Source organism: Sorangium sp. So ce448 (assembly GCF_051520915.1).
Taxonomy (GTDB): domain Bacteria; phylum Myxococcota_A; class Polyangia; order Polyangiales; family Polyangiaceae; genus Sorangium; species Sorangium cellulosum_B.
This window is the reverse complement of record NZ_CP150343.1, coordinates 10,852,398-10,869,048: the sequence shown is the minus strand read 5'-3', so window position 1 is coordinate 10,869,048 and position 16,651 is coordinate 10,852,398. Positions and strand designations below refer to the sequence as shown.

17 protein-coding genes are annotated in these 16,651 nt (G+C 71.4%); 9 read left to right on the top strand and 8 right to left on the bottom strand.

Annotated features, from left to right (window positions below):
- The first annotated feature begins 18 nt into the window (after positions 1-18).
- From WMF45_RS41025 to WMF45_RS40995, 7 genes are all read left to right on the top strand, one after another.
- Entirely contained in the window at positions 19-2,322 is a 2,304-nt protein-coding gene (locus WMF45_RS41025) for a methyltransferase (protein WP_437711609.1), read from the top strand.
- Positions 2,319-3,509, top strand: a complete 1,191-nt coding sequence (locus WMF45_RS41020) for a cytochrome P450 (protein ID WP_437711607.1) — start codon at positions 2,319-2,321, stop codon at positions 3,507-3,509. The genes WMF45_RS41025 and WMF45_RS41020 overlap by 4 nt, the downstream gene beginning before the upstream one ends.
- Positions 3,506-4,651, top strand: a complete 1,146-nt coding sequence (locus WMF45_RS41015; RefSeq protein WP_437711605.1) for a Gfo/Idh/MocA family oxidoreductase — start codon at positions 3,506-3,508, stop codon at positions 4,649-4,651. Before WMF45_RS41020 ends, WMF45_RS41015 begins: the two co-directional genes overlap by 4 nt.
- 30 nt (positions 4,652-4,681) lie before the next feature.
- On the top strand, positions 4,682-5,413 hold the full coding sequence (locus tag WMF45_RS41010) for a VOC family protein (protein ID WP_437711603.1): 732 nt from the start codon (positions 4,682-4,684) through the stop codon (positions 5,411-5,413).
- A 36-nt stretch (positions 5,414-5,449) separates the two neighbouring features.
- Positions 5,450-7,066 (top strand): (2,3-dihydroxybenzoyl)adenylate synthase, encoded by a 1,617-nt coding sequence (locus WMF45_RS41005; RefSeq protein WP_437711601.1) that lies wholly within the window; start codon positions 5,450-5,452, stop codon positions 7,064-7,066.
- 211 nt (positions 7,067-7,277) lie between these two features.
- Positions 7,278-8,087 carry a thioesterase II family protein gene (locus tag WMF45_RS41000; protein WP_437711599.1) on the top strand — a complete coding sequence of 270 codons (810 nt, stop codon included), beginning with the start codon at positions 7,278-7,280 and terminating at the stop codon, positions 8,085-8,087.
- 72 nt (positions 8,088-8,159) lie between these two features.
- The gene (locus WMF45_RS40995; RefSeq protein ID WP_437711597.1) at positions 8,160-8,852 is read left to right on the top strand and encodes a tRNA-uridine aminocarboxypropyltransferase; all 693 of its coding nucleotides are present in this window, start codon (positions 8,160-8,162) and stop codon (positions 8,850-8,852) included.
- A 25-nt stretch (positions 8,853-8,877) separates the two neighbouring features.
- Here the strand turns inward: WMF45_RS40995 and WMF45_RS40990 are convergent, their stop codons facing one another.
- The 4 genes from WMF45_RS40990 to WMF45_RS40975 form a co-directional block, all read right to left on the bottom strand.
- Positions 8,878-9,735: a CAP domain-containing protein gene (locus WMF45_RS40990; RefSeq protein ID WP_437711595.1), complete on the bottom strand. Its 858-nt coding sequence runs from the start codon at positions 9,733-9,735 to the stop codon at positions 8,878-8,880.
- Between the two features lie 75 nt (positions 9,736-9,810).
- Positions 9,811-10,278, bottom strand: coding sequence for a hypothetical protein (locus WMF45_RS40985; RefSeq protein ID WP_437711593.1), 468 nt, complete (start codon positions 10,276-10,278; stop codon positions 9,811-9,813).
- Between the two features lie 49 nt (positions 10,279-10,327).
- Positions 10,328-10,852 carry a hemerythrin domain-containing protein gene (locus tag WMF45_RS40980; protein WP_437711591.1) on the bottom strand — a complete coding sequence of 175 codons (525 nt, stop codon included), beginning with the start codon at positions 10,850-10,852 and terminating at the stop codon, positions 10,328-10,330.
- A 183-nt stretch (positions 10,853-11,035) separates the two neighbouring features.
- Positions 11,036-11,263 carry a hypothetical protein gene (locus WMF45_RS40975; protein ID WP_437711589.1) on the bottom strand — a complete coding sequence of 76 codons (228 nt, stop codon included), beginning with the start codon at positions 11,261-11,263 and terminating at the stop codon, positions 11,036-11,038.
- Between the two features lie 282 nt (positions 11,264-11,545).
- On the opposite strand from WMF45_RS40975, the gene WMF45_RS40970 reads away from it, so the two are divergent.
- Positions 11,546-12,829, top strand: coding sequence for a hypothetical protein (locus WMF45_RS40970; protein ID WP_437711588.1), 1,284 nt, complete (start codon positions 11,546-11,548; stop codon positions 12,827-12,829).
- Positions 12,830-12,847: 18 nt separating this feature from the next.
- Here the strand turns inward: WMF45_RS40970 and WMF45_RS40965 are convergent, their stop codons facing one another.
- The 3 genes from WMF45_RS40965 to WMF45_RS40955 all read right to left on the bottom strand — a co-directional run bounded on the left by WMF45_RS40965 (position 12,848) and on the right by WMF45_RS40955 (position 15,245).
- Positions 12,848-13,741 (bottom strand): class I SAM-dependent methyltransferase, encoded by an 894-nt coding sequence (locus WMF45_RS40965; protein ID WP_437711586.1) that lies wholly within the window; start codon positions 13,739-13,741, stop codon positions 12,848-12,850.
- 201 nt (positions 13,742-13,942) lie between these two features.
- On the bottom strand, positions 13,943-14,488 hold the full coding sequence (locus tag WMF45_RS40960; protein ID WP_437711584.1) for an AAA family ATPase: 546 nt from the start codon (positions 14,486-14,488) through the stop codon (positions 13,943-13,945).
- A gap of 49 nt (positions 14,489-14,537) precedes the next feature.
- The gene (locus tag WMF45_RS40955; RefSeq protein WP_437711582.1) at positions 14,538-15,245 is read right to left on the bottom strand and encodes a TVP38/TMEM64 family protein; all 708 of its coding nucleotides are present in this window, start codon (positions 15,243-15,245) and stop codon (positions 14,538-14,540) included.
- A gap of 68 nt (positions 15,246-15,313) precedes the next feature.
- On the opposite strand from WMF45_RS40955, the gene WMF45_RS40950 reads away from it, so the two are divergent.
- A complete protein-coding gene (locus WMF45_RS40950) occupies positions 15,314-16,069 on the top strand; it encodes a TetR/AcrR family transcriptional regulator (protein WP_437711580.1) in 756 nt (251 codons plus the stop codon).
- 39 nt (positions 16,070-16,108) lie between these two features.
- Here the strand turns inward: WMF45_RS40950 and WMF45_RS40945 are convergent, their stop codons facing one another.
- A complete protein-coding gene (locus WMF45_RS40945; RefSeq protein ID WP_437295277.1) occupies positions 16,109-16,381 on the bottom strand; it encodes a DUF2277 domain-containing protein in 273 nt (90 codons plus the stop codon).
- Positions 16,382-16,651 lie beyond the last annotated feature (270 nt).

The following is a 16,651-nucleotide window of genomic DNA, read 5'->3' as shown; positions in this document are numbered from 1 at the left end:
ACCACCCGAGGAGGTGCCATGACCGTGAGACAGATCATCGATGGGCTGGAGCGCCTCGGGAGCCGAGCGGCGCTTGTGTCGAGCGGGCGCGAGTGGGCCGGAGCCGATGTGCTCGACGCGACGTACCGCGCTGTCACGGCGCTGCGCCGGCGCGGAGCCGTCGCGGGCCGCGCGCTGAGCTGGAGCGCCGGAGACAGTCCTCAGGCCTTGCCCGTCCGGCTGGCCGCGATGCTGCTCGGCGCGCGGTTCTCCGCCGAGCAGCCAGCGAGCGACGGCGGCGATGTCCTGAGGATCACCGACGCTGACCTGTCTGCGCTCGACGGGGCGAGCGCCTGTGAGCCGCGCCTGGTGGACGACGCGCCCTTCTCCGTGGTTCGCGGATCGTTCGTGTGGTCGAGAGCGGTGTTCTGCGAATCGGTGGCTGCCCTGCGCGACGCGCTCGGCCCTTCGCCTGCGCGCACGGCGGTGCTCTCGCCGCTGGCCGGGTTCGGCGGGGATGCGGTGTTCGCGAGCTGGAGCGCCGGCGCCGCCGTCCACCATCACGTGGTGGACGCGAGCGCCGTCAGCCCGGCCAAGGCTCTTTCGTTCCTCGAGCGAGCGGCCCCGGACTGCGCGATCGTGTCAGCGGCGCTGCTGCGCAGCCTCCTGGCCCACCCGGCGATCGCGCTCGCCGACCTCGGGGCGCTGCGGCGCATCGTGTACGACGCCGGCGCAGGCGCCGGTGGAGCGCTGTCCGCCGAGTCGTCCGCGGCCGTGCGGCGCGTCTTCGGCGCAGAGCTCGTGGACAGGATCGCCGGTGAAGCCGGGCTCGTACCGGTGGAGCGCGAGCTGCGCAGAGCCGAGCAAGAAGCGGCGCGCATCGCGGAGCTCGTGATGAGCCATCCGGGCGTGGCGGCGGCGGCGGTGATCCCCTCCGACGGCGACGGCTGGGCCGTCTTTGCCGTCCCCGCGAAGCGTGCCAGCGACGATGCCGACGGGGACGCGAGCGGACAGCGCCTGATCGCCACGGCGACCGCCGCGCTGGACGCCGAGTTTGCCGGGACCGACCTGAACCGGGCGATCGCGGCCGTGGAGCGGCTGGGACAGACAGCGCTGCTGTCGATGCTCAACGCGCTGGGCCGCAGCGGCCTGTTTACCGACACGGCCGCCGCGCACACCGTGGACGAGGTGCTCGCGCGGGCGCGGGTCGCCGCCGCGCATCGGCCCCTCATCCGTCGCTGGCTCAGGGTGCTCACGGAGCAGAAGCTGCTGCGCCGGGACGGAGATCGGCTGAGCGCCGTGGGCCCGGTCTGCGACTTCTCGGACGCCGCGCTGGCGCGCGCATGGGACGAGCTGAAGGGCGAGTGGCTGGCCACGGTCGGCGCGGCCGGCACGATCGACTACGCGGTCCGGAACGCCGATCGATTGCCCGACCTGATCTCCGGCGCGGTGCGGGCCGTCCACCTGTTGTTCCCGGAAGGGCGCACCGACCTCGCCAGGGCCTTGTATCGCGAGAGCATCGCCGCCCGGTACCAGCACCGCGCCGTGAGCCTCCTCGTGAGCAGGATTGCCAGGGAATGGCCCGGGCAGAGGCCGATCCGGCTGCTCGAGGTCGGCGCCGGCACGGGGGCGACCTCCGAGTCGCTCTTACCGGAGCTCTCGGGTGCCGAGGTCGACTACCTCTACACCGACGTCTCCAGGTACTTCCTTGATCAGGCCGCCCCGCGGCTCGCCGGGCACCGGTGCGTGCGCTTTGGCCTCTACGACATCAACGTCGCGCCGAGAGACCAGGGCTTTGTCCCGAACTCGTTCGACGTGATCGTCGGCGGGGGCGTGCTCAACGCCGCGCGGAACACGGATGCCTCCCTCCGCTGGCTCAACGAGCTGCTCGGCCCCGGCGGCTGGCTCGTCCTGACCGAGCCCACGGTCGAAGAGTTCTGGGTCATGGCCTCCCAGGCCTTCATGCTGGACGACGCCAGCGACGGCAGGGCCGAGACGGAGTCGACGTTCCTCACGCTGCCTCAGTGGAACGCGGCGCTGGACGGCGCTGGCCTCCAGCGCGTCCTCGGGCTGCCCCGGGACGGCCACCCGCTGGAGCGGCTCGGCCATCGTGTGTTCGCGGCCCGGACCAAGATGGATCGGGCGCTGCTGACCTCGGAGCACCTCTCCGAGCATCTCGGCGAGCGCCTGGGAGCCGCCGCCAGCATCGAGATCGTGGATGAGCTGCCGCTCGCCGCAGGCGTCGCCCTCGACCGCGAGCGGCTGCGCGACTGGGCGGCGCGCCGCCGGCGCTTCGATTCCCGCCCGCTTTCCACGGCGGCATCACAAGGACGAACGCAATGACCACCGCGACGAATCCCCCCATCCAGTATCCTTTCAATCTCTTCGACGGCATCGCGCTCGCCTCTGCGTATTCCCGCGCTCAGCAGACGCCCGGGCTGCTCAAGGTCAAGCTGCCTTACGGCGAGCCGGCGTGGCTCGCGACCCGCTACGAGGACGTCCGCTTCGTGCTGTCCGACCGCCGGTTCAGCCGCGAGGAGGCCACGAAGCGCGCGGACGCGCCGAGGGCGCTCCCGCGCATCGCCGGCGGGATCGTCATGATGGACCCGCCCGAGCTGACCCGCATCCGCAACCTGGTCACCCAGGCGTTCACCAACCGGCGCGTGGAGCAGCTGCGCCCGCACGTCCGCGACCTCGCCAACGAGCTGATCGACAGGATGGTGGCCAAAGGCCCCCCAGCGGATCTCGTGCGGGACTACGCGCTTCCGATCCCGATGTCCGTGATCTGCGAGCTCCTGGGCGTTCCGGTGGCGGATCAGTCCAGGTTCAAGGAGTGGAACGACTCTCTGCTCTCGACCAACACGCAGACCGCGGAGCAGACGCAGCGGAACCTCGGCGAACTATCCCAGTACATCATGGGGCTGATCCGCCTGCGCCGGGCCGAGCCGGGCGACGACCTGATGAGCGCGCTCATCGAGGCGCACGACGTGAACGACCGCCTGAACGAGCGCGAGCTGGTCCAGCTCTGCATCGCCATCCTGATCGCGGGATACGAGGCCACGTCCTCGCAGATCCCGAACTTCATCTACACGCTCCTGACCCATCAGGAGCAGCTCGCGCGCCTCAGGTCGGATCCTGGCCTCGTGGCGCAGGCGGTCGAGGAGCTGCTCCGTTTCGTGCCGCTCGCGTCCGCCGCGATGTTTCCGCACTACGCCACCGAGGACGTCCAGGTGGGCGACACGCTGGTGCGCGCGGGTGAGCCCGTGTTTGCGTCGGTCGGCGCGGCCAACCACGACCCCCGCAAGTTCTCCGATCCACACCGGCTCGACTTCGATCGGGACGCGCGGGCGCATTTCGCGTTCGGCTGTGGGATGCATTATTGCATCGGCGCGTCGCTGGCCCGGGTCGAGCTCCAGGAAGCGTTGAGAGCGCTCGTGACCCGCTTGCCGGATCTGCGCCTCGACGCCGACGTCCAGTGGAAGACCGCGACGTTCTTCCGCGGGCCGCTCACGATGCAGGTGACCTGGTGAGCGCCGGCGGCGGCAAGAAGAAGCGCGTCGTCGTCGCCGGCACCGCCTTCGGGCGCATCTACCTCGATGCGGTCGCGTCGGCGCAGGGCTCGTTCACGCTGGCCGGCGTGCTCGGGCGCGGCAGCGAGTTCTCCAGGAAGTGCGCCGAGCGCTACGGAGCGCCGCTCTACACCAGGGTGGAGGACATCCCCGGCGACATCGACATCGTCTGCGTGGTGGTGCGATCGGGGGCGACCGGCGGCCCAGGCTCCGATCTGGCCAGGACGCTGCTCGAGCGCGGGATCCACGTGCTGCAGGAACATCCGGTGCACGCCGCGGAGATCACCGCGTGCCTGAAGGCCGCGAAGCGGGGGGGCGCCGCGTATGCCGTCAACACGCTGTACCCGAACGTGCGCCCGATCCGGCAGTTCCTTGCGGCGGCTGAGTACATCAGGAAGCGCCAGCGCATCCAGTTCATCGACGCCGCTTGCAACAGCCAGGTCGCCTATCCGTTGCTCGACGTGATCGGCCGCGCCGCAGGTGACTTGCGCCCGTGGTCGTTCTCCGAATGCGCGCCGCGAGGCGACCGGCCGTCGCCGGTCGCCGGCCAGCCGTTCCAGAGCCTGAGCGCGACCCTCGGCGGCGTGCCCGTGACGCTCCGCGTGCAGAACCAGGTCCACCCCGAGGATCCAGACAATCACTCCCTGCTCATGCACCGGATCTCGCTCGGATGCGACGCCGGCGTGCTGACCCTGGCCGACACCCACGGACCCGTCCTCTGGAATCCACGCATGCACTCGCCGCGCGACCCGACAGGGCGCCTGATCATGAGCGGCCCCGGCACGGACCGCCTCGCCGTGGAGAGCACGTCGATCCTCGGCGACCAGCACACGCGCAGCTATCACGACGTGTTCGCGCGGACGTGGCCCGATGCTGTGGTCGTCGCCTTGCACGACCTGTGCGGCGACATCGCCGACCCGCCCCGCCGTATCCGCAGCGGCCAGTGGGCTCTCGGCGTGTCGCTCGCGTGGCGTGATCTGACGGAGCGGATCGGGATGCCCGAGCTCATCCGTCCGGAGACCCCGGAGCCGCTCCCTGTCGGCGAGCTGCGTGCGGCGGCGCGCGCTGCGGCCTTCGATGCAGCCGGGAGCGGCGCGCGTTGATCGAGCGCCCGGCGCTCGGGAGAACTGAACATGGCGACTTCTTGCAGCCACGTCCTGGTATGGGTGCGCGACATTCATCAAGCCGTGCGTGATTACAGAGAGCTCGGGTTCAAGGTGGACTACGCGACACCCGAGCGAAAAGCCCAGCACGCGCACATCTGGTTCACGGAAGGCCCCATCGTCGAGCTGCTCACGACGCCGCGCAGCGCGCGGTGGTTCAAGTGGCCGATCGAGCTGATGGCCGGGCGCGGCTCGGGCCGGCGGATGATCCGCTGGTCCGAGCACGGTGAGGGCTTCTGCGACGTGGCGGTCGTGGTGGACACGCACGCTCTCGACCGTGAGCTCGCCGCGCTGCGGGAGGCAGGGATCCCCGTCGGCAGGGCCATCGGGTGGCGGCGGACGAAGCCCGATGGCCAGGAGATCCGCTTCAAGTTTGCCTATCCGGCGAACGATCGTCTCCCGTTCATCGTGACCCCCTACGATCCGCCTCAACATCCGAGAGAGAACCGCCATCCGAACGGGGCCAGGAGGCTCAGCCGGGTGCGCATGGGGGTCCGCGCCGAGCATCGAGAGGCGGTGCGCCGGATCGTCGGTGACGACCCGACGTTCGCGCTCGAGCCCGCCGAGGTGACGGGGGTCCGCGCCATCGAGATCACCGGCCTGACCGCCGATCTCGACCCGACCCTCCTGCACGGCGCGGCCGTGCTGCCCGCCCGCCCGAACGCTGACCCGGGCCGCGCGCATCGAAGCGCAGGACAGTGAGCGCCGACGAACGTCGGTGGAAGCGAGGGAGCTCCCATGTTGAGTGGATGTGTCGATTGGCCCGCTGAGTTCGTGGATCGTTATCGGGAAGCGGGGTACTGGCGAGGCGAGCGCCTGGGCGAGGTGCTGCGCACGCGGGCCCGAGCGACGCCGGCGCGCGTGGCCGTCGTCGACGGAGCGCGTCGCTGGACGTACCAGGAGCTCGATGAGCGCGCGGATCGCATGGCCGCGGGGCTGCGCCGGCTCGGCATCGCGGAGGAGCAGCGCGTCCTGGTTCAGCTGCCCAACATCGCCGAGTTTCTTCCCCTGTGCTTCGCGCTGTTCCGGATCGGGGCCATCCCGGTGCTGGCCCTGCCGGCGCATCGAGAGACCGAGATCGTGCATCTGGCAGAGCTCTCCCAGTCGGTCGCCTATGTGATCGCCGACATGCATGTCGGCTTCGATTACCGGTCGCTCGCCCGTTCGGTATGCAAGCGGGTGGCGAGCCTCCGGCATGTCCTCGTGGTGGGCGACGCAGAGGAGTTCGTGCCGCTCTCCGAGGTGGACGCGCCGCCGGAGATCCTGGCCGGGCCGGACGCGCGCGATGTCGCCCTGCTCTTGCTGTCGGGCGGCACGACCGGCGCTCCCAAGCTGATCCCCCGTACCCACGACGACTACGTTTGCAACGTCCGCCTCAGCGCCGATGTGACAGGCCTGGACGCGACTACCCGGTACCTGGTCAGCCTCCCCATCGCGCACAACTTCGCCCTGGGGTGCCCGGGCGCGCTCGGCACCCTGTACGCCGGCGGCACCGTGGTGTTCTGCAAGGACCCGAGCCCCGAGTCCGCGTTTCGGCTGATCGAGCAGGAGAAGATCACCGTGACCGCCCTCATCCCGCCGCTCGTCCTGCTCTGGCTCGAGGCGGCGGAGTGGGTGCAGGCCGATCTGAGCAGCTTGCGGTGGCTCCAGGCGGGAGGCGCTCGCCTCAAGGCCGAGACGGCGGCGCGCGTACGGCCCGTCCTTGGCTGCGGGCTGCAGCAGGTCTACGGCATGGCGGAAGGGCTGCTCAACTTCACGCGGCTCGACGACCCCGAGGCCGCCGTGATCGACACGCAAGGCCGCCCGATGGCCGAGGACGACGAGGTGAGGATCGTCGACGCCTCGGATGTCGAGGTGGCGGACGGCGAGGTCGGCGAGCTTCAGGTCCGCGGTCCCTACACAATCCGCGGATATTATTGCGCGGAGGAGTACAATCGCCGGGCGTTCACCGTCGACGGCTTCTATCGGAGCGGAGATCTGGTGCGGCGGCTCCCCGGCGGGCACCTGGTGGTGGAAGGCCGGAGCAAGGACGTGATCAACCGGGGAGGGGAGAAGGTCCCCGTCGAGGAGCTCGAGAACTACCTCATGGCTCACCCGGCGATCCGTGACGTCGCCATCGTCGGCGTCCCGGACGCCACGATGGGAGAGCGCACCTGTGCCTGCATCATCGCGCGCGGCGAAGCGCCCACGCTCGCCGAGGTGAACGCCTATCTCAGCCGCCTGGGGGTGGCTGCGTTCAAGCTGCCCGATCGTTTGAAGGTCCTGGAGAGCTTTCCGCAGACGAGCGTGGGCAAGGTCAACAAGCGGGCCCTGGCGAAGCAGGTCTGCGGCCCCTCGCCGGCCATGCCCACCTAGAGCGACCAATGGGTTGAAACCCCAGAAAAGAGCAGGAATTTGAACCGCCAAGCGCGCCAAGGACGCCAAGATTGTGCTTTGTTCTTGGCGTCCTTGGCGCCTTGGCGGCCCATTTCTCGCTCGATCAACGTGATCGGTGTCCTGATGGACGGCTTGACCTCGGTTCAGATGCCGATCGTTCCTCGAGACATCCACACCGCCCCGAGAACCCATGAACAGATCTGCCCGAAGTTTGCGCCGCATCATGAGCGCGTCTGCCCCGTCCAGCCCGCACCTGATCGTGTGCCCTTTCGGTGGTGGGAGCCATAGCGCCTTCCGCAGCTGGAAGGCGCTGTCGCATGTGGACGTCTCGGCGTCCCTCGTGACCTACCCAGGGCGTGACCATCGTCTGCACGAGTCCGGCATGCGGAGCGTTCAGCACGCCGCGTCCGAGCTGGCGCACGAGCTGTGCGCGGAGCCCCCCAGCGGCCAGTGGCTCCTCGTAGGCCACAGCGTGGGGGCGCAGATCGCGTTCGAAGCCTGCCGCTTGCTCGAGCAATGGGGCCGGGCGCCAGCCGGCCTCGTCCTGTCAGCATGCCACGCTCCCCATCTGATCCCACGCCGCATGCTCAGCCCGCTCGATGACGACGGGTTCGTCGAGGAGCTGATCCGCCTGGGAGGGTGTCCCGCGGAATTCCGCACCGACGTGCAGCTCAGAGAGGTGTTCCTGCCGATGCTGCGCGGCGATTTCCTCGCCTCGGAGAGCTACCGTCTTGCGCTGGACCGCTGTACCAGGCGTCTCCGGACGCCGACCCTCTTGCTCCACGGATCCGCCGACGATGAAGCCCGTCTGGACGAGGTGGAGGCGTGGAAGCACTGGCTGGAAGGGAAGGTCGAGCTGCGCGCGCTGGCCGGCGATCACTTCTACATCACGCAGGATCCACGGGCGTTCGTCTCGGAGGTGCTGCGCGTGTTCCGGCTCCCTTCCAGGTCGACGGCTTCCCTCGGACAGGCGCAGATGCCCTGGAGCTATTTCCCCTGAGATCCCGCTGTCCGGTGCGGGGCCGTTTGACCGGGACGGCCGGCGCGTGGGAGAACGCCCGGCCCGGACGCGATGACGTTCCTCCCGCTGCAGCCGCCCGATCTGCCCCCCATCCGCGCGCGCGGGACGCCGCGCTGCCGCGGCTGCGGCTTGCCGCAGGCGATGTGCCTCTGCGGCGCGCTGCCCCGGCTCTCCGTGCGCACGCGCGTCGTGCTGCTCACCCACCGGATCGAGCGCACGAGGAGCACCAACACGGGCCGGCTCGTCGCGCGCCTGCTCGAGGGCGCGGAGGTGCGCGTGCGCGGCGAGATCGCGCCGCGGCCGCGCCCGCCGCTGCCGGAGGGCCGCCGGCTCGTGCTCTTCCCGTCGCCCGAGGCGCGCGCCCTCACGCCCGACGACGCGCGCGGCGAGGCGGTGGTGCTGCTCGTCCCTGACGGCAACTGGAACCAGGCGCGCCGTGCGGTCCACCGGGACGCCGACGCGCGCGGCGCCGAGCCGGTCACGCTGCCCGAGGGCGCGCCGAGCCGCTATGGCTTGCGCCGCGCGCCGCACGAGGGCGCCCTGTCGACGCTGGAGGCCGTCGCGCGCGCGCTCGGCCTGCTCGAGGGCGCGGCCATCGAGCGGCGCATGATGGAGGCGTTCGACGTGTGGGTGCACCGCGCGACGCGCGTGCGGCTCACCGGCAAGCTCGAGGAGGGCGCGGCGGTCCTGGGAGAAGAAGATGAATCCGCCGGTGCCCGCGGGGGGACGGCGCTCGACGGATGAGGTCCGTGAGCGCTCGCCGCGCCCGTCACTTGAAGTTCTGCACCGACCAGACGCTGCCGTCCGGGAAGGTGTGGAACCCGCAAGCCACCTTCGTGTAGCGGGTGCTGCTCATGTTGATGTAGTGGCCGTGCTTCTCGAAATCCTCGCCCGGCCCCTCGTCCCACATGAGCTGCAAACACGGGACGATCATCGAGTCCGGCGGGCCATCCCACCCGGGGCACTCGTTCTGGGCGTTCTCCTTGCAAAGGCCGAACGCGCCGTGAAACTCGCCGGTGTTCCCGTCGGACTCGGCCTCTTCATCGGAGCACGACTCCGCCTCGACCCAGCGCGCGAGGGGCGGCAGGCCGAGCGTGGCGCGGTGCTGGTTGATCGTATCGACGCACAGCTGCGCCGCGCCGGTGGCGCCGCCCGAGCCGCCTGCGCCGCTCCCGGAGCCCTCGCCGCTCGAGCCTCCGGTGCCGGCCGTGGTCGAGGCCGTGGCCGAGCCCCCGGCGCCCTGCGCGGAGGAGCCGCCGGCGCCCTCGGCCGACGAGCCGCCGGCGCCCGCCGTGGCCGAGCCCCCAGCGCCGCCTGTGCCCTGCGCAGCCGAGCTGCTGGCGCCGCCGGCGCCCTCGGCCGACGAGCCGCCTGCGCCTGCCGTGGCCGAGCCACCGGTGCCCTGGGCAGACGAGCCGCCGGCGCCCGCCGCGGTCGAGCCGCCGCTGCTGGTGCTCGGCCCGCTGCCGGAGTCTCCCGGGTGGATCACGACGCCAGCGCCGCTCGACGGCCCGCCGCCTTCGCCATCTGACCCGTCGCCCACCTCACCGACGCAGCCCGACAGCACAGCACCGATGAACGTCGCGGCGAGCGCGACGGCGCATGAAGGAGTCCGAGTGTTAAGCATCCGTCGAGTCTAGGGGGCATTCGACGCATGCTCAACATCGACCGATCCTGCTTCACTTTTGCATGCTTGTTCGGTTCAGGCTCGATTGGCGGGCTTCCCGCGTGTCTGTGCGGAGAGAAGCGCGCGTGTCGCATGAATGTGTGTTCGTTTGCTTCGAATTCCACTCGTGCGAGACAGGACAGCCAGCGCGCCGCGACCGGCTCTCGAATGTCGCCCCCGCGGGCCGGCGGCCCGCGGGAACTTGAACACCCGCCGGGCCCTGGCCTCATCTTCTGCCGGCCGAGGCGCGCGGCGCCTCCGCTGGAGATAGACGATCGTCGCGCCGGCGAGCGCGTTCGCGACCATGAGCGAGTTCGTCGCCACGAAGACCCAGCTGTCGAGCATCCAGCTGTAGATGACGAACCCGATCGACGCGGCCAGCTGGCCGACGAAGAGCCACCTCGAGACGCCCTGGCTCGTCTTGCTCTTCCACTGCTTGTAGACCTGATTGCCGACCGTCAGGACGAGGATGCCAGAGCTGACCCAGCCGATCGCGTCTTCCATTGTCCCACCGCCGGACCGCCGCTCGACCTCTCTCCGCGATCAGGCCTCGTCAGGCCCGGGCCGCGCCGTTCGCGTGGCTCTCGTGGATCGCGTGGCTCGCCTGGTCCGCTGACGTCTTCTTGTAGCCCGCCGGCAGGAGCGTCTCGTAGCCCTCGAGCAGCCGCTGCTCGAACTCCGCCTTCATCGACCTGCCGAGCTCGGTGAGCCGCTTCTCGTCCACGGCCTTCTCGACCGCCGGGAAGAGCTCCTTCTCCTCTTCCTCGACGTGGTGCTGGATGAGCTCCTTCAGCGTCGTCACGCGCGCCTTGAACGAGAGATCCTCCGGGGAGGTCGAGAGCAGCCGCTTCAGCGCGAGCTCGGCGATGGCGTGCTCCTCGAAGCTCTCGAGGATCAGGTCCTCCTTGATCTGCTGCACCGCGGGATAGAACGTCTCCTGCTCGATCGCCATGTGCGCGGCGAGCTCGTTGGCGAGCTCGGCGAGCACGAGCGCCGGATCCGACCTGCCGCTCTCGAGCTGCTTGAAGAGGGACTCCACCTTGCGATGCTGCTTCTCGAGCAATGACGTCGCTTTCATCTTCCTTCCTCCATGGTGCGCCGCGCCTCGGCGCGGCCGGGGTTGTTCGGGTTTCATCGCCGGCCGGGCGATCTCGCGCGCGAGGTTGCCCCGGCCAGCCTTGCCATGGTTCGAGGCGCAGCGAGGGGCGAGCGCACGTGCTCGCCCCTCGCCACGCGAACGGCCCGAGATCGCCCGGGGCCGCTAGTCGGTCTTGTCCTCGATCTTGTCCCCCGCCTTCTCGGCGGCGTCGCCCGCGGACTCCGCGGCGTCCTTCGCCTCGTCCTTGACGTCGCGCGCGGCGTCGTCCACGGCCTCGCCCGCCTTCTCGGCCGGTCCCTCCGGCTGAGGCTTGCTGCCTCCGCAACCGATCACGCCGATGCAACCGATGACCATGCTGCCCAGGAGCAGCGATCGAATCCCTGTTTTCACGGTATCCTCTCCTCCGCGCCCGACCATGTCAGCAATGCCCGGGCCAAACCGCGCCCAGCGCCCGCGCGTGCTCCTCGTCACCACACCCTCGGATCCAGGGGATCGCGCCCCTGAGACACATCGCCTCGACCGTGGCGTACTGCGACGCGCAATCGCCGCCCGCCGAGGATCCGGGAAGCGGGCGCTCGTGGCGGAGGGGCAGGGGAGGCCCCGCACCGCAACGCGGGCGCCTTCGCTTGGCCTCCGCGGCGATCGGAGCAAGACTCCGCCCGGAACCGCGACATGACCCACGACTTCGCCAGCGCGCTCAGCGCCATCTTCACGGGCGAGCGAGCCCGCCTGCTGCACGTGATCGTGCCGGCACACGTCCACGGCCACACGCTGGCGCTGCTGCGGGCGCTCGGTGAAGCAGGCCCGGCGCCCCGTCCCGTCTGGGTCCTGGCCGATCCGGTCTACGGGCCCAGCCGCGGCTGGGCGGCCCGAGAGCGCTCGCTGTCGCGCGAGCTCGGCGCCCCGGCGGCGCTCGCGGCGCCCGAGGACGGCCCGCTGCGCGAGCCGCTCGACACCTTCGCCAGCGCCCTCGCGGCGCACGTCGCCGCCGGCGCCCCGGACGGGACCGCGGTCGTCGTGCTGGCGCCGCAGCACATCGACGACCCGCGCGCCTATGCGCGCGACCTCTTCTGGCTCGCGCATTGCCCCGACCTCGCGCTCGTGCGCTGGGTCCTCGTCGACCCTGCCCACTCGAGCGTCGGCGACCTGCTCGCGCGCCTCGGCGAGGGCGCGTCGCGCGTCGTGTGGCCGGAGGCCGACGGCCCGGCCATCGCCGATCTCGAGCGCGTGATCACCGATCTCTCGGCGCGCGGGCGGCGCCTCCCCGCCGATCTGGAGCAGCGCATCGCCGCCGAGTCGCCCCTCCGCGCCCCGGAGCTCCTCCCCGCGCGGCGCCTCCTGCACGAGGCGGACACGTGTTTTCACGCGGGGCGGCACGCCGACGCCGCGCAGCTCCAGCAGCAAGCCGAGGAGATGCTGGCGAGCCGGGGGCTGGGCGAGGAGGCCGTCCACATCGCCATGCAGCGCGCGCGCTCGCTGATCGCGGCGGGCGTCGTCGAGGAGGGGCACCGGGTGTTCGTCGCCGCGCTGAAGGAGGCGGAGCGGCGCGGCCTGTTCGCGATCGTGCCCGAGGCCTACGCCTCGCTCGGCAGCCTGCACAGCAAGCAGCGCCGCTTCCTGGACGCGTCGGAGGCCTACGCGCGCGCGGGGGAGCTCGCGAACCGCCGCGGGAGCCACGAGTTCGCGGCGGACATGCACCGCTGCTCCGGCCACGCGGCGCTCAACGCCGACATGCCGGACGCCGCGGCGATGGCGTGGCGGCGGGCGTTCGAGCTGCTCGGCTCCGTGGCCCCGACGGTCGGCGCGCTGGAGAAGCCCCAGCAGATCGTCGTGCTCGGGCTCTCCCTTGCCGACGTCTTCGAGGAGCACGGCAACCTCCCGGCCGCGCGCGGGCTGCGGGGGCACGCCGAGGCCATCGAGACCCGCCACCCGCGGCGCTCGGCGACGTGGAGCTGAGGCGCGGCGCCGGCCGGGTCAGGCCGGCGGGCGCACGGGCGGCGGGGCGGCGCCCGGGCCGGGCCGCTCGGCGACGAGGAGCCGCGTGTTCCTGGCCGGGTTGGACGGCGCGAACGGGGCGCCGAGCTGGCGAGCCCAGTCCGCTGCGCCCGTGTCGCGCAGCGCTCGGAACCCGGCCCGCTCGACCTCCGCGAGCATCACCTCGCGCCGGCGCAGGCCGATGAGCGGCTCGCTCCAGAGCCACGTGAGCAGGCGGAGGACGCGCTGCGCCCGGCGCGGCTCGGGGGGCTCCATGTAGAACACGAGGAGGACGCTGCCCGGCGCCGAGGCGTCGGCGAGCGCCCGCAGCGTCGACCGCAGCGCCTCGTCCGACAGGTACATCACCACCCCCTCCCAGACCCACGCGGTCGGCTCGTCGGCGCGATGGCCGGCCGCCGAGAGGCACGCGGCGAGCGCGTCGCGCTCGAAGTTGACGGGCACGTAGGTCAGCTGCTCCACGAGCGGCGGCAGCCCCGCCGCCTTGCGCCGCTTGAAGGCCTGCGTCGCCGGGTGATCGACCTCGAAGAACCGGGTCGCCGAGAGCGCCTTCATCCGGAAAGCGCGCGTGTCGAGCCCCGCCCCCAGGCTCGCGACCTGGCGGCACCCGAGCGCCACCGCGCGCTCGAGCTCGATGTCGATGGCCATCACGCGCAGCGGGACCGCGGAGAGCCGGCCGAGGGCGCGCGCGCGCTTCGCGGGGTCCAGGCCCCGGAGCCGGCGCGCGAACAGCGCCAGCGCGGCGCTCCACCCGCGCGACAGGAGCCGGTGGACGACCGGATCCTCGAAGCCCGGGACGTCGGTCAGGCCCTGGTCCGCGAGCGCCCGGATGAGGGCGACGATGGATGCCGTCTGGCTGGGGCGACGCTCACGCATGCCTCGTGCATAGCCTCCGGCGGCGGGCTTTCAACGCGCGAGGGCCTGGGCAGCCCGACGCGGCAGCCCCGAGCGGCGCCGTCGCCGTCCAGGCCGGACACGGTCCGGAGCGGCTCGGCGGTCAGGCCGCTGCGCCGAGCCCAGTCCGGTCGCGCCGGCCGCGTCGCGCCGCCCGTGGCGGCCGGGACTCCCCTGCTCGGATCAGCCGCCCGTGGTGTCGATGAACCGCATGTCGCGCCCGCTGCGCTCGGGCTCCTCGGGCGGCTCCCACATGTCACTTGCCAGCTCGAACATGTCCGGTGGAACCACCATGGAGAACGTATCGCCCTTCTCGCGGTTGCGCTGCTCGACCCGCTCGCGACGCAATTCGCGGGGCGCGTCGAGCACGTAGACGGTGAGCTCGTACCCCGCAGTGTCCACCCGCTTGTACAGCCGCTCGCGGTCGCGCCGGCGGATCAGGCCGATCTCCAGCACGACGTTCGTGCCGACGTCGATCGAGCTCCTCGTCAGGCTCCAGATCTGCTCGATGCAGCGCCCGGTGCGCTCGTGATACCATTCGATGATCCCTGTCTCGGGCCGATCGGGGCGGAACAGCCGCGCCATCCATTCATCCAGGTTCAACCGGAGGGCGGCGTGCTCGCGGTAGAGCCGCTGTGCGAACGTCGATTTCCCTGCGCCCACGGGGCCGATGATCAGGTGGATTCGCGCCATTACCCGACGGTATCCCGCCGTGCTGTCGGCGAGCAAGCGGCGCGCACGTTCGCGCGAGACACGCCCTCTCGTGATGCCAAGCGTGTCAGGAAGGGACGACACCGCGCCTGGAGCAGCGCCTGGCGAGCCAACCAAGGACCATGACGGCCGCCGCGGCGGCGCCCATTCCAGCCCACGCCGACGGGGGCGCGTCGCGCAGGGCGTCGAAGACCCGTTGACCGAAATAGGCAGTCGCAAGGAGCGGCAGGGCGTACCCGGCCAGCGAGCCCCAGAAATGCGTCCAGAAGCGCACCCCGGAGACGCCGAAGAAGACGTGGAGCATGGGCGGCATCCAGAGGACAAGGCGGAGCAAGAACACCGTCAGGAACGCCCGCCGCTTCAGGGCCTCGTCGTAGGCGCGGAAGCGCGCCGGCACACGCGCGGCGACCCAGTCGCGGGCGACGAAGCGCGCGAACGAGAAGCCCACGACGCTCGCCGCCATGGTGCCCGCCATCGAGAGCGCGAACGCCACCGGCCACGGCCAGATGAGCGGCGCCGCCACGATGAACACCGTGCCCGGCACGCCGAACGGCTGGAGCGCGGCGTAGGCCAGGACGAACGCGACATACCCCCACGGCCCGAGCGAGAGCAGCGCCAGCTTGATGCGCGCGGGCTCGCCGAAGATCTCGAACAACCCCATGCGCTGCGCGACGACGAGGAGCGCGGCGGCCGCGGCGACCACGCCGATCTTCACCCCCCGGCGGGCGCGGGAGGGGGAGAGCGCGGGATCGGCCGGGGAGGCGGGCTGGCGCACACGACGGTACTGACAGCCCACCTGCGCACCGTCAAGGTTCCTGTTGACAATTTGGTCTATTATTGTCAATGCTGACCATCGTGAACGAGGGCGGCCCGAGCTCCACCGACAGACCCGCCGAGGATCTGCGCCGCCGCAAGCTGATGGACGCGGCGTTCACGGTGTTCCTGCGCTTCGGCTTCCGGAAGACGTCGATGGACGAGGTCGCGCGCGCGGCGGGCGTCTCGCGGCAGGGCCTCTACCTCCACTTCGCCACGAAGGAGGAGCTCTTTCGCGCGTCGGTGGGGTACTTCCTCGACACCGCGCTCGCCGGTGCCGCGGCCGCGCTCGCCGACGCGGAGCGCCCCCTGGAGGAGCGGCTCGTGGCCGCGTTCGACGCGTGGATCGGCCGGTTCGTCGGCGCGCTCGGGGCCGACGCGGCGGATCTATCGACCGCCGCGAACGAGCTCGTCGGCCCCCTCGTCGCCGAGCACGAGGGGCGGTTCGTCGAGGCCGTGGCCGAGGCCCTGCGCGCCTCCGGGCTCGCGGCCGCCTACGCGCCCGCGGGGGTCACCGGGCGCCAGCTCGCGGACACCCTGGTCTCCTCGGCGCGCGGCCTGAAGCACGGCGCCGCGACGCGCGAGGCCTTCCTCGAGGGCATGGCCATCGCCGCGCGCGTCGTGTGTTTGCCGGAGCGGCGCGCCCGGGACGCGAGGGCGGGGCAATCACCGCAATCACCGCAATCGGCGCCATCACGGCAAGGAGCGCCGCCCGCGCCGGGCCCTCGCCGCGAGGGCAAGGGGCGCGGCAGCGCGGCGCGCAAGGCGCGCGGCACGACACGATAGCCGGAGGGCCACCCGAGCTCGGCGCGGCGGTCCCGCGCCTCAGCCCCGGCTGAAGCGCAGCCGCGAGCGCTCGCGCGCCTTGGTCGCCTCGACCTCGCGGTCCCGCGGCGCGGCGGTCGTGGACAGCGACGCCATCAGCACGCGCGCCGCGGCCGCGACGTCCTCCACGGCTTGCGCGAACGCCGCTTCGTTGGCCTGCGACGGCCGGTTGAAGCCGCTCAGCTTCCGCACGAACTGCAGCGACGCCGCCCGGATCTCCTCCTCCGTCGCCGGCGGCTCGAAGTTGAACAGCGTCCTGATGTTCCGGCACATGGCGATCTCCCGAGGCTCGATGTGTAGGGGGAGCGATCCTAGTCTCGATCCACGCCGGCGCACACCACAGTCGTTGACGCGGCCACCGTGTAGGCAATTCGCGCATATGCCCGGCGAAACACACGACGAGACACACGACGAGATACGCGGCGATAACCCCGGCGAGACACGAGACAAACGCGACACGGCCGCATCACGACATCACCCTTGTTGGCTGCCCAACAGGGAGCACACTAACGGCATCAGGAAATTCTTGATTCCTCAAGGATA

Bases quoted from the DNA above. Each gene is read 5' to 3' on its own strand.
- WMF45_RS41025 (WP_437711609.1), top strand. From the start codon at position 19: ATGACCGTGAGACAGATCATCGATGGGCTGGAGCGCCTCGGGAGCCGA.
- WMF45_RS41010 (WP_437711603.1), top strand. From the start codon at position 4,682: ATGGCGACTTCTTGCAGCCACGTCCTGGTATGGGTGCGCGACATTCAT.
- WMF45_RS40985 (WP_437711593.1), bottom strand. From the start codon at position 10,278: ATGGAAGACGCGATCGGCTGGGTCAGCTCTGGCATCCTCGTCCTGACG.
- WMF45_RS41020 (WP_437711607.1), top strand. From the start codon at position 2,319: ATGACCACCGCGACGAATCCCCCCATCCAGTATCCTTTCAATCTCTTC.
- WMF45_RS40950 (WP_437711580.1), top strand. From the start codon at position 15,314: ATGCTGACCATCGTGAACGAGGGCGGCCCGAGCTCCACCGACAGACCC.
- WMF45_RS41000 (WP_437711599.1), top strand. From the start codon at position 7,278: ATGAACAGATCTGCCCGAAGTTTGCGCCGCATCATGAGCGCGTCTGCC.
- WMF45_RS40980 (WP_437711591.1), bottom strand. From the start codon at position 10,852: ATGAAAGCGACGTCATTGCTCGAGAAGCAGCATCGCAAGGTGGAGTCC.
- WMF45_RS41005 (WP_437711601.1), top strand. From the start codon at position 5,450: ATGTTGAGTGGATGTGTCGATTGGCCCGCTGAGTTCGTGGATCGTTAT.
- WMF45_RS40970 (WP_437711588.1), top strand. From the start codon at position 11,546: ATGACCCACGACTTCGCCAGCGCGCTCAGCGCCATCTTCACGGGCGAG.
- WMF45_RS40965 (WP_437711586.1), bottom strand. From the start codon at position 13,741: ATGCGTGAGCGTCGCCCCAGCCAGACGGCATCCATCGTCGCCCTCATC.
- WMF45_RS40995 (WP_437711597.1), top strand. From the start codon at position 8,160: ATGACGTTCCTCCCGCTGCAGCCGCCCGATCTGCCCCCCATCCGCGCG.
- WMF45_RS40945 (WP_437295277.1), bottom strand. From the start codon at position 16,381: ATGTGCCGGAACATCAGGACGCTGTTCAACTTCGAGCCGCCGGCGACG.
- WMF45_RS40990 (WP_437711595.1), bottom strand. From the start codon at position 9,735: ATGCTTAACACTCGGACTCCTTCATGCGCCGTCGCGCTCGCCGCGACG.